This window comes from Streptococcus sp. V919 (assembly GCF_054353475.1).
Map to the genome: position 1 here is coordinate 102,778 of NZ_JBTHHY010000003.1, position 11,308 is coordinate 114,085.

At 38.3% G+C, this 11,308-nt stretch carries 8 protein-coding genes and 1 tRNA gene; 8 read left to right on the forward strand and 1 reads right to left on the reverse strand.

The genetic code is table 11. The annotated features are described in order from the left end of the window. The first annotated feature begins 208 nt into the window (after positions 1–208). The 5 genes from adhE to gap all read left to right on the forward strand — a co-directional run bounded on the left by adhE (position 209) and on the right by gap (position 7,196). Complete coding sequence (gene adhE, locus ACXYSK_RS08450) at positions 209–2,860, forward strand: bifunctional acetaldehyde-CoA/alcohol dehydrogenase (protein ID WP_458625683.1); 2,652 nt, start codon at positions 209–211, stop codon at positions 2,858–2,860. Between the two features lie 133 nt (positions 2,861–2,993). After that, positions 2,994–3,905: a helix-turn-helix domain-containing protein gene (locus ACXYSK_RS08455; protein WP_458625684.1), complete on the forward strand. Its 912-nt coding sequence runs from the start codon at positions 2,994–2,996 to the stop codon at positions 3,903–3,905. A 162-nt stretch (positions 3,906–4,067) separates the two neighbouring features. Continuing rightward, on the forward strand, positions 4,068–4,751 hold the full coding sequence (locus ACXYSK_RS08460; protein WP_458625685.1) for an ABC transporter ATP-binding protein: 684 nt from the start codon (positions 4,068–4,070) through the stop codon (positions 4,749–4,751). Further along, entirely contained in the window at positions 4,720–6,021 is a 1,302-nt protein-coding gene (locus ACXYSK_RS08465; protein ID WP_458625686.1) for an ABC transporter permease, read from the forward strand. The genes ACXYSK_RS08460 and ACXYSK_RS08465 overlap by 32 nt, the downstream gene beginning before the upstream one ends. 164 nt (positions 6,022–6,185) lie before the next feature. After that, positions 6,186–7,196, forward strand: coding sequence for a type I glyceraldehyde-3-phosphate dehydrogenase (gene gap, locus ACXYSK_RS08470; RefSeq protein ID WP_006151032.1), 1,011 nt, complete (start codon positions 6,186–6,188; stop codon positions 7,194–7,196). A 69-nt stretch (positions 7,197–7,265) separates the two neighbouring features. Here the strand turns inward: gap and ACXYSK_RS08475 are convergent, their stop codons facing one another. Next, complete coding sequence (locus ACXYSK_RS08475; protein WP_458625687.1) at positions 7,266–8,141, reverse strand: RluA family pseudouridine synthase; 876 nt, start codon at positions 8,139–8,141, stop codon at positions 7,266–7,268. Positions 8,142–8,229: 88 nt separating this feature from the next. On the opposite strand from ACXYSK_RS08475, the gene pbp2a reads away from it, so the two are divergent. The 3 genes from pbp2a to ACXYSK_RS08490 all read left to right on the forward strand — a co-directional run bounded on the left by pbp2a (position 8,230) and on the right by ACXYSK_RS08490 (position 11,253). Next, positions 8,230–10,455 carry a penicillin-binding protein PBP2A gene (gene pbp2a, locus ACXYSK_RS08480; RefSeq protein WP_458625688.1) on the forward strand — a complete coding sequence of 742 codons (2,226 nt, stop codon included), beginning with the start codon at positions 8,230–8,232 and terminating at the stop codon, positions 10,453–10,455. Between the two features lie 181 nt (positions 10,456–10,636). Further along, the gene (locus ACXYSK_RS08485) at positions 10,637–11,113 is read left to right on the forward strand and encodes a sigma-70 RNA polymerase sigma factor region 4 domain-containing protein (RefSeq protein WP_254727325.1); all 477 of its coding nucleotides are present in this window, start codon (positions 10,637–10,639) and stop codon (positions 11,111–11,113) included. 68 nt (positions 11,114–11,181) lie between these two features. Further along, positions 11,182–11,253: transfer RNA gene (locus ACXYSK_RS08490), tRNA-Glu, on the forward strand. Positions 11,254–11,308: the final 55 nt, after the last annotated feature.

Here is an 11,308-nt window from a genome sequence, read left to right on the forward strand (position 1 = left end):
TTGTGAAATAAAATAATTTCAATAATATTTTCACAAAGTTTGATAAAAGAGTGCATAAAAACAATAGTTTGATAAAAAATTCACAATAAAATGAAAATTCTTTGTGAAATATCTATGAAACTGTTTACAAAGTATAAAAAAAGAGTTATAATAAACTTGTGAAAAATTTAACAAAGGATTTTAACCCTTGATGGCTATGGAGGAAAATATGGCTGATAAAAAAACTGTAACACCTGAACAAAGACAACTTGCTGCAGAGAAGCACGTAGATGGTTTGGTACAAAAAGGTTTAGTTGCACTTGAAGAAATGCGTAAGTTGAACCAAGAACAAGTTGACTATATCGTGGCAAAAGCATCTGTTGCAGCACTTGATGCACACGGAATTCTTGCTCAACATGCAATCGAAGAAACAGAACGTGGTGTATTTGAAGATAAAGCTACAAAGAACTTGTTTGCCTGTGAACACGTTGTAAACAACATGCGCGGTGTTAAAACTGTTGGAGTTATCGAAGATGATCCAATTACTGGCTTGACTAAAATTGCAGAACCAGTTGGGGTTATCTGTGGAGTTACACCTACAACAAACCCAACTTCTACAGCAATCTTTAAAGCATTGATCTCATTAAAGACACGTAATCCTATCGTCTTTGCTTTCCACCCATCTGCTCAAGAATCTTCTGCACACGCTGCTCAAATTGTTCGTGATGCTGCGATTGCTGCTGGAGCTCCTGAAAACTGTGTACAATGGATTACAGAACCATCTATGGAAGCAACAGCTGCTCTTATGAATCATGATGGTATTGCAACTATTCTTGCTACTGGTGGTAATGCCATGGTTAAGGCTGCTTACTCATGTGGTAAACCAGCTCTTGGAGTAGGTGCTGGAAACGTTCCTGCCTATATCGAAAAATCAGCTGACCTCCGTCAAGCAGCTCATGACATCGTTATGTCTAAATCATTTGACAATGGTATGGTTTGTGCGTCTGAGCAAGCAGTTATCATTGATAAAGAAGTTTATGATGAATTTGTTGCAGAATTCAAATCTTACCACACTTACTTTGTAAACAAGAAAGAAAAAGCTCTTCTTGAAGAATTCTGTTTCGGTGTGAAAGCTAACAGCAAAAACTGTGCGGGTGCTAAACTAAACGCAAACATCGTTGGTAAACCAGCAACATGGATTGCAGAACAAGCAGGTTTCAAAGTGCCAGCAGAAACTAATATCCTTGCTGCAGAATGTGCAGAAGTTGGAGAAAATGAGCCTTTGACTCGTGAAAAACTTTCACCAGTCATTGCAGTATTGAAAGCTGAAGATACTGAAGATGGACTTAAAAAAGCTCGTCAAATGGTTGAGTTCAATGGGCTTGGTCACTCAGCAGCTATCCATACAAAAGATGAAGCTCTTGCTAAACGCTTTGGTACAGAAATCAAAGCAATGCGTATTATCTGGAACTCTCCATCTACTTTCGGTGGTATCGGTGACGTATATAATGCCTTCATTCCATCATTGACACTTGGATGTGGTTCTTATGGACACAACTCAGTCGGTGATAACGTGAGTGCAATCAACCTTCTAAACATCAAGAAAGTAGGGAAACGTAGAAATAATATGCAATGGTTTAAAGTTCCTTCAAAAATTTACTTCGAACGCAATTCTATCCAATACCTTCAAACATGTGAAGATATTGAACGCGTTATGATTGTTACAGACAAATCTATAGAAAAACTCGGTTTCGTTCAACGTATTATCGACCAATTGAACAAACGTAGCAACCGTGTAACTGTCCAAGTCTTCTCAGATGTTGAACCAGATCCAGATATCACAACTGTAGAACGTGGTACTGAAGTGATGAGAGCATTTGAACCAGACACAATCATCGCTCTTGGTGGTGGTTCACCGATGGATGCTGCTAAAGTAATGTGGCTCTTCTACGAACAACCACAAATCGACTTCCGTGACTTGGTTCAAAAATTCATGGATATCCGTAAACGTGCCTTCCGCTTCCCATCACTTGGTAAGAAAGCGAAGTACATCGGTATCCCAACAACTTCAGGTACAGGTTCAGAAGTAACACCATTTGCCGTTATCTCTGATAAGAAAAACAACCGTAAATATCCATTGGCTGACTACTCATTGACACCAACGATTGCGATTGTTGACCCTGCTTTGGTTGAATCAGTTCCTGACTTCATCGCTGCTGATACAGGTATGGACGTGTTGACTCATGCTACTGAAGCTTACACCTCAAACTTCGCTAACGATTATACAGATGGTATCGCGCTTCAAACAATCAAGCTTGTCTTTGAATGGTTAGAAAAATCAGTTAAGACAGCTGACCCAGAAGCTCGCGAAAAAATGCACAATGCATCTACAATGGCTGGTATGGCCTTCGCTAATGCCTTCCTTGGTATGAGTCACTCAATGGCCCACAAGATTGGTGCTGTTCACCATACTGTTCACGGACGTACAAATGCAATCTTGCTTCCATACGTTATCCGCTACAACGGTACTCGCCCATCTAAGACTACTACATGGCCTAAATACAACTACTGGAAAGCTGACGAAAAATTCCAAGATATTGCTAGAATGCTTGGCTTGCCTCACTCAACTCCAGAAGAAGCAGTTGAAGCTTATGCCAAAGCAGTTTACGATCTTGGTGTTGCAGTAGGTATTAAGATGAACTTCAAGGATCAAGGAATTGATGAAAAAACTTGGAAAGATAGCTTGCATGAAATTGCTTTGCTTGCATATGAAGACCAATGTTCACCTGCAAACCCACGCTTACCAATGGTAGCTGACATGGAAGAAATCATGGCAGATGCTTACTATGGTTATGCAGAACGTCCAGGACGTCGTAAATAATAGATTATCAGCCTAGAGACAGGAGTAATCCTGTCTCTTTTTTTGTACATTTTATTGAAAAATGTTATAATAAGCGTATATATTTGTTTGACTATCAAAGTTTTTGTATCGAGCTGAGAGAGAAATGTAAGAGATGAATGATTTAGGGGAAAAGGTAAGACTTCTTAGAGAGGGGAAAGGACTTAGTCGTCCAGTTTTTTGTGGAGATGAGTCAGAACTGTCAGTTCGTCAGTTGGTCCGCATCGAAAAAGGAGAATTTCGTCCTACGATAAAAACACTAGAATACATTGCGGATAGGCTAGGCATTCCATCTTATGTCTTGATGCCAGACTATAAGGAATTACCCAAGCGTTACCAAGAATTAAAATACTTTCTTCTTCATCATCCTGACTATGGAGACAAAGAGTTACAGGAACAGAAGGAAGAATATTTTGATGAGATTTTTGAATGTTTTTATGATGATTTGCCAAGTGATGAGAAAGTACTAGTGGATTGTCTTCAAGCTATAGATGAAGTGAGAGCGACTAGTAATTCCTTATACGGAAGCAGTGTGATTGAGGGCGGTCTTCAAGACTTACTATCCAGAGATGTATATAAAGTTGAGGACCTTTTGAAATTGAGACTGTATTTCAACTGTCAGTTAATGGATGGTTTAAATGTGGGTGAGATAAAAGAATCTGAGCATGAAACCATTCTTTGTTTTTATGACAAACTAAGTTCTCAGGTTGATAAGATAGAGTTCGATTGTTTGGACTTGCTTAGAGATTCCTTGTTAGCTTCTTTAGCTTGTATAGAAATTATGGGACTGTTTCATTATTTTAAGAGGGCAGTTGAAACGTTAAATAAAATAGGGCAAAAAACACGAGATTTTCAAAAACAACCGATTGTCTTGATGGTGGAGTGGAAATATTATATTCAGACGGATTATGATACAGCCAAACAAAAGTATGAAGAAGCAAAAATGATGGCAAGGATGTTTGGTAATGAGCAGTTACTCGTTAGTTTAGATAATGAATGGGCCGAGGACCTAGAAAGATATCGTTAAATGGTTTATAGGAGTGACATTTCTGTCATTGGGGAAATGTCATTTTTTTGTTACAATGAATTCGTAAAAAAGAGAGAGGAATTCTTTGATTCCTTTTGAATCTGATAGATAAATATAGTTTGTATCGATACACGATAACACAAGTGATTAAAGGAGATTATAATGTCCATTTTATCCATGAAAAATATTTCAAAATTTTACGCTTTGGACGGCAAACATAAAGAGCAGGCTCTAAGAAATATTAACCTGCAGATTGCTGATGGGAAAATTACAGCGATTTATGGTCCGTCAGGCTGCGGCAAAACCAGTCTATTAAATATTATCAGTGGTCTTGATAGAGAGTATGAGGGAGTTTTAGCTTTTAAAGGAGAACCTCTCAGGGATTTATCAGAGATTGAATTGACTCAATTCCGTAAAGATAATATTGGATTTGTATTTCAAAACTTCAATCTCATTCCTCACCAGTCTGTTTTGGACAATGTTAAGTTGCCTCTCTATGTCAAAGATTTATCCGATAAAGAAATGACAAGGATAGCTCAAGAGCAACTAGTCAGTTTAGGAATGGAACCTTTTATGGCTAAAAATGTTAAACAGCTTTCTGGTGGGCAAAAGCAACGTGTAGCAATTGCACGTGCTTTGGTAAATCAACCAGATATGATTGTAGCTGATGAACCAACAGGATCGCTGGATTCTCAATCTCAAGAAATGGTATTAGAAGTATTTAAAAGTTTGGCCAAATCTGGGAAAACAGTACTGATTGTGACTCATAACCCAGAAGTAGCTGAATATGCAGATGTAATTATCAAAATGAAGGATGGTGAAGTCGTTGAAGAAGTCAAAAAATAAAGGATTATCCTTTAAAAATAAATTCAAACTTTCTTTAAGTAATTTTATGGAAAGAAAGTGGCGTAACTTGTTGATTGCAGTAGCGACCTCGATTGGTTTTGTAGGCGTGTTGATTTCTTTTGGTCTTGGGAATGCCTTGATTTCGATGATTGATGAAAATACCAACGGAGGTAAGCTCCCTTCCCAAGTTCAGATTGCACTGAATTCAAGCGTTGCTGGAAGAGGTTTTCTAAACCAAGAAGATAAGAACTATATCACAGATACGATTGGGAAAGAAAATATTAAATATCTAGAGAGTCCTTTTGGTATGACCATGTCAAAGATGAGCATAGACGGACACGAAGTGGATTTTAGCCAAGCCCTGCCTTCTTATGCTCAGGTCGTGAGTTTGTATGAAGATACAAGTATTTCTGTTACTAGCAATGAAAAAGAAAAAGTGCTAGCAGGCTCTCTTTATACGGATGTTAACGAACAGGGATTAACGATTCCGATGAGTTTGCTCAAAAATTGGAATGAACAAACAGGGAACAATCTGACAGCTAGTGATGTTATTGGAAAACCAGTATCGGCAACCATTGTAGAAAATGCTGCTGAAGGTAGCAAATTGGCAGGTTTTCAAACTCATATTGTGCGTGTAATCAATGATGAAGATGATGCAGAAGATAGTAATAGTTTTATGGCTTCCAAGCAGATGGAAACGATTTTAAAAGAAGCTGAATTCACAAAGGCCGTATCCTATTTTATTTTAGAACTTAAAGACCCATCACGTACGAAAATAATAACAGAAGAATTGCAGAAAAATAAGAAGTATACAGTTCTTTCTCAACAGGCTGTTCTTGATATTGTGATTACCTTTATTCGTGTTATCCAGGGATTACTGATTGTGCTTTCTTCACAAGCGATTGTGGTGGCAGCAGTTATGATAGGCATCATCATTTATATCAATATCATGCAACGTTCTAAGGAAATCGGTGTCATGAAGGCCGTTGGCTATCAAAATGGAGATGTGAAAGGAATTTTTATCTACGAAGCTCTTTGGATTGTAGGAATCGCCTTGTTTATAGCTTTCATCATTGCTCAAGGGATAGGCAGTCTAGCGAATGTTATTGTTCACCATTTCTATCCATCAATCTCTAAAGTTTTTGAATTAAATCTTCTCTCTATTTTAGGGACTTTGGTTTTTGCTTTCTTTCTTGGCTATGGTTCAGCCTTCTTCCCAGCACGTAAGATTAGCAAAATGGATCCAGTGGAATCTTTACGCTATGAATAGGGGGAGCACGGTATTAAAAAGAAAGTAGTTTGAAAATCAAGGCCAGTACTTGCAATTTAGCTTAAATAGTTATATAATAATAACGTTGAAAGGTGATTTGTAGTGATTCAAGTTACTCTTTTCACAATAAAATTTTCATGATTTTCATAAGGAGGAAATCACTAATGGTAGTTAAAGTTGGTATTAACGGTTTCGGACGTATCGGTCGTCTTGCTTTCCGTCGTATCCAAAACGTAGAAGGGGTTGAAGTTACTCGTATCAACGACCTTACAGATCCAGTTATGCTTGCACACTTGTTGAAATACGACACAACTCAAGGTCGTTTCGACGGAACTGTGGAAGTTAAAGAAGGCGGATTCGAAGTTAACGGTAAATTCGTTAAAGTTTCTGCTGAACGTGATCCAGAACAAATCGACTGGGCTAACGACGGTGTAGAAATCGTTCTTGAAGCAACTGGTTTCTTTGCTAAGAAAGAAGCTGCTGAAAAACACTTGCACCCAGGTGGAGCTAAGAAAGTTGTTATCACTGCTCCTGGTGGAAACGACGTTAAAACAGTTGTATTCAACACTAACCACGACGTTCTTGACGGTACTGAAACAGTTATCTCAGGTGCTTCATGTACTACAAACTGTTTGGCTCCTATGGCTAAAGCTCTTCAAGACAACTTTGGTGTTGTAGAAGGATTGATGACTACTATCCACGCTTACACTGGTGACCAAATGATCCTTGACGGACCACACCGTGGTGGTGACCTTCGTCGTGCTCGTGCTGGTGCAGCTAACATCGTTCCTAACTCAACTGGTGCTGCTAAAGCTATCGGTCTTGTAATCCCAGAATTGAACGGTAAACTTGACGGATCTGCACAACGCGTTCCAACTCCAACTGGATCAGTTACTGAATTGGTAGCTGTTCTTGAAAAGAATGTTACTGTTGATGAAGTGAACGCAGCTATGAAAGCAGCTTCAAACGAATCATACGGTTACACAGAAGATCCAATCGTATCTTCAGATATCGTAGGTATGTCTTACGGTTCATTGTTTGACGCAACTCAAACTAAAGTTCTTGATGTTGACGGTAAACAATTGGTTAAAGTTGTTTCATGGTACGACAATGAAATGTCATACACTGCACAACTTGTACGTACTCTTGAATACTTCGCTAAAATCGCTAAATAATTTTTGAGTCGATAAAAGCAAGACCAACTGGTCTTGCTTTTTTGCTTATAATAAAAATGGATGGTTTTATCATCCATTTTGTTTTAATTCTCTTTCAAATGTATCTGATAGCGCAGTAAAACTTAACTTGTTTAAAGTTAGAGGGTGGACGAAGGATAGTTTGAATGCGTGTAGCATCAGTCTGCTAACTTTTGAATGTGGGTTATAGAGAGGGTCTCCAAGAATTGGATGTCCGTGGTGAGCTAGATGAACTCGAATCTGATGAGTACGTCCTGTTTTCAATCTACACTGAACGAGACTGGTTTTGTTTTGAAATTGTTTCAAACGAGTTACTTGGGTTTCGGCGTATTGACCATTTTTTGGATCCACTACCCGTTTCCTACGGTCGTGTCGATTGCGACCGATTTTATCTCGGAAGACAAGTTCTTTAGCCTCGATTTTTCTGTCAACTAGAGCCCAATATTCTCGGGAAATTTCTTTGTTTTCTAATAGTCGATTTAGAATAGGTAATATAAACGGATTTTTAGCAAATAGTACGAGACCACTAGTTTCTTTATCTAGTCTATGGACAACATAGCAAGTTTGACCAACATAGGCACTAACATGATTGAGAAGAGCAATCTCATCGGGCTGATTCCCATGTGTTTTCATGCCCTCGGGTTTATTGACGATAATTAAATGTTGGTCTTGATAGATTTCTTTTACAAGTTTGGGGTTTCCAAAAGCAATTTCTTTTGTAGGATAATCTTCCTCATCGAAAATTAATTGGCATTCGTCTCCTGCTTTGATAGCCTGGTGCCAATGAACTTCTCTTTTGTTGATAAGGATATGTTTCTTAACTCTCAAGAAATGACGTATTTTTCTAGGGATTAACAGTTGCTCTTCCAGGAAAAGTTTAACTGTCATTTCAGGTAGAGACTCAGGGATAGTAAAGGTAAATTTCATACAGATATTGTAACAAAAATTAGTTTATTTGGACAGGGGAACTAGCTAAATTCTTGTCTTCCTATGGGGAAGATGATAAAATAAACGCATGAAATTAGATACATTATTTGAAAAATTTCTTTCTTTATTTAAGAAAGAAGAATCTGAAATTGAAGAAACAGAGACTAACGAAGTTGAACATGAAGGTAACGAGTCTAGTAATTTACACCGTTCAAGAGCTGGGCGAAAAAAATCTGGGGCAGTTGGTCCTATTCGAAAATTCTGGCGCCGTTATCATCTGACAAAGATCTTTCTGATTATAGGACTAAGTGCCAGCCTTTTTGTTGGGGTCTATCTATTTGCGCTAGCAAAATCGACGAATGTTACAGACTTACAAAACGCTTTAAAAACACGTACTCTGATTTTTGACAGAGAAGAAAAAGAAGCAGGTGCTCTATCAGGCCAAAAAGGGACCTATGTCGAACTTTCGGATATTAGTGAAGATTTGCAGAATGCTGTTATTGCGACAGAAGATAGAAGTTTCTATAAAAATAGTGGAATTAACTATGGACGCTTTTTCCTGGCTATCCTAACAGCTGGTCGTTCGGGTGGTGGTTCTACAATTACCCAACAGTTAGCGAAAAACGCTTATCTTTCGCAAGACCAAACTGTGCAGAGAAAAGCCAAAGAATTCTTCTTAGCTTTGGAATTGACCAAAAAATATAGCAAGAAGGAAATCCTAACCATGTACTTGAACAATGCCTATTTCGGTAGTGGAGTTTGGGGTGTTGAGGATGCGAGTAAAAAATACTTTGGAGTTTCAGCCTCTCAATTGACACTTGATGAAGCTGCGACTTTAGCAGGAATGCTGAAGGGACCAGAATTATACAACCCTTTAAATTCGATTGAGGATTCTACAAATCGTAGGGACACCGTCTTGCAGAATATGGTAGCTGCTGGTTATATTGATAAAAATAAAGAAGCGGAAGCTGCAAGCGTTGATATGGCCTCTCGGCTTCAGGATACTTACGAGGGGAAAATTTCAGACTACCGTTATCCTTCTTACTTTGATGCAGTTGTTAATGAAGCGATTGAAAAGTATAATCTAACTGAAGAAGAAATCGTGAACAACGGCTATCGTATCTATACAGAGTTAGACCAGAATTATCAAGCTAATATGCAGGTCATCTATGAAAATACAGCTCTCTTTCCAACAGCAGAAGATGGAACGCATGCTGAGTCGGGTAGTGTTGCTTTAGAACCAAAAACGGGAGGAGTTCGTGGAGTTGTCGGACGTGTGGCTGGAGATGATAAAGCAGGTTTCCGAAATTTCAACTATGCAACCCAATCAAAAAGAAGTCCAGGTTCAACGATTAAACCATTAGTAGTCTATACACCGGCAGTCGAAGCAGGATGGGCTCTAAATAAAGAGTTGGATAATCATACTATGGAATATGGAGACTACAAGGTCGATAACTACGCTGGAATCAAAACGTCGCCAGAAGTTCCAATGTATCAAGCTTTAGCTGAATCTCTAAATCTACCTGCCGTAGCGACAGTCAAACAGCTTGGTATCGATAAAGCTTTTGAATCAGGCGAAAGATTCGGACTTGATTTAACGAATGTTGATCGTGTGTTAGGTGTAGCTCTAGGTGGTGGCGTGGAAACTAACCCACTACAAATGGCCCAGGCTTATGCAGCATTTGCAAATGAAGGTTTAATGCCTGAAGCACATTTTATTACACGAATTGAAAATGCAAGTGGAGAAGTCATTGCTACTCACAAAAACACTCAAAAACGAGTGGTTGACAAATCGGTAGCTGATAAAATGACAAGTATGATGCTTGGAACCTTTACAAATGGTACAGGAATAAGTTCCTCACCTAATGGCTATGTTTTAGCTGGAAAAACTGGTACAACTGAAGCGGCATTTAACCCAGTATATACAAGTGACCAGTGGGTTATTGGCTATACACCTGATGTGGTAATCAGTCACTGGCTTGGTTTCCCGACTACGGACGAAAATCATTATCTATCAGGCTCGACTTCAAATGGCGCAGCTCATATTTTTAGAAGCATGGCTGAAACAATCCTTCCTTATACGCCGGGAAGTACTTTTACAGTTAAGAATGCTTATGAACTAAACGGTATAGCACCTAAAAATGCTCAAAATCATGTTACTGACAGTGGTGGAACGCAATCAAGTGATACTATAACCGATATTAGAGGACGAGCTCAGAATCTTATCGATGAAGCAGAACGAGCAATTTCAGATGCTAAAATTAAAGAAAAAGCAAAAACAATTTGGGATACAATAGTAGATTTGTTCCAATAATTTTTAAATGACAAGAACTATTCTTGTCATTTTTTGTTTCCTGAAGTAACAGAAAAAATACCTGAAAGATATGGAATGGCATCCGAGGAATAAGCTTAGGCAAGATTACAGACAAAAGAAAAAATAACAGCTTTTATAAAACCTATCTCTGGTATACTGAATGCAGAAAAGGAGGGTAAAGATGATAGAAAAAAATTATGAAGAAGTCAAAGCTATCGTGCATAAGTGTCGAAAAGAATACTATTTACATCTATGGGAAAGAGAAGATTGGGATCAAGAAGGAATGATTTGCCTTCATGAACTATTAGAAAGTTACCCAGAATTTGAAGAGAAAAAAGATAAACAATTCTATATTTACTTTAAAACAAAATTTCGGAATCGAATTCTAGATGCAGTCCGAAAGCAAGAAAGCTATAAAAGAAAATTGGATCGTCAAACCTATGAGGAAGTGAGTGAAATTAGTCACAGATTACGTGAAGGAGGTCTGTGCTTAGATGATTCCTATGCTCTCCAAGAAATGCTTAAGAAATACGAATCTGGATTAGGAAAGGAGAAGCGAGAACATTTCGAGCGATTATTAGCAGATGAACGATTCAAAGGTAGAAAAGCAATGCTCAAAGAATTACAACTGGTTTTAAAAGATTTCGCTCCAAAATAATAAAAATCAGAAAAACCAGTTGACAAGCGACAAAAAGTAGGTATAATAGAAAGAGTTGACAAGCTCAAGGTCCGTTGGTCAAGGGGTTAAGACACCGCCTTTTCACGGCGGTAACACGGGTTCGAATCCCGTACGGACTATGAGTGTATCGCGGTTAAGGTTGATAGGATTTTAAAAAAGTTAAAAAAACCTGTT

What these genes read in the sequence shown, in the direction of transcription:
- ACXYSK_RS08460 (WP_458625685.1), top strand. Translation starts at nt 4,068, where the DNA reads ATGTCCATTTTATCCATGAAAAATATTTCAAAATTTTACGCTTTGGAC.
- gap (WP_006151032.1), top strand. Translation starts at nt 6,186, where the DNA reads ATGGTAGTTAAAGTTGGTATTAACGGTTTCGGACGTATCGGTCGTCTT.
- ACXYSK_RS08475 (WP_458625687.1), bottom strand. Translation starts at nt 8,141, where the DNA reads ATGAAATTTACCTTTACTATCCCTGAGTCTCTACCTGAAATGACAGTT.
- pbp2a (WP_458625688.1), top strand. Translation starts at nt 8,230, where the DNA reads ATGAAATTAGATACATTATTTGAAAAATTTCTTTCTTTATTTAAGAAA.
- ACXYSK_RS08465 (WP_458625686.1), top strand. Translation starts at nt 4,720, where the DNA reads ATGGTGAAGTCGTTGAAGAAGTCAAAAAATAAAGGATTATCCTTTAAA.
- ACXYSK_RS08485 (WP_254727325.1), top strand. Translation starts at nt 10,637, where the DNA reads ATGATAGAAAAAAATTATGAAGAAGTCAAAGCTATCGTGCATAAGTGT.
- ACXYSK_RS08455 (WP_458625684.1), top strand. Translation starts at nt 2,994, where the DNA reads ATGAATGATTTAGGGGAAAAGGTAAGACTTCTTAGAGAGGGGAAAGGA.
- adhE (WP_458625683.1), top strand. Translation starts at nt 209, where the DNA reads ATGGCTGATAAAAAAACTGTAACACCTGAACAAAGACAACTTGCTGCA.